The organism is Parendozoicomonas verongulae (assembly GCF_009711465.1).
Lineage (GTDB): Bacteria > Pseudomonadota > Gammaproteobacteria > Pseudomonadales > Endozoicomonadaceae > Sansalvadorimonas > Sansalvadorimonas verongulae.
In genome coordinates, this window is record NZ_SMME01000126.1 from 1 (window position 1) to 275 (window position 275).

The window sequence follows — 275 nt, forward strand, 5'->3', positions numbered from 1 at the left end:
CCGTTGAAACAGGTGCCACAACATGGATTCTGGGTAAGGCAAATATGTGCCATGTGTCTCCGGGTGAGGATGCTCTCCCTCACACCTACTGCTCACCCTTTCTTTCAGGAAACCCGTTTCCCTCCCGGCTTCAGCATTTCAATACCTGGTTACGTGAGCATTACAGAGAGCTTCAGGTTCGAACTGACGATAACAGTCCCTTTGTTTGTGAACAGGCCGGGTGCAATAAGTCTTTTACCTCAGCTGGCGATCTCACCAGGCACAAACGTATCCAC

Annotated in this window: 1 protein-coding gene; it reads left to right on the plus strand. The window is 50.5% G+C overall.

Features of this window, described 5'->3' with window-relative positions:
* Positions 1 to 275, plus strand: a 275-nt coding sequence (locus E1189_RS00145; protein WP_155158141.1) for a C2H2-type zinc finger protein, incomplete at both ends; no start/stop codon positions are given.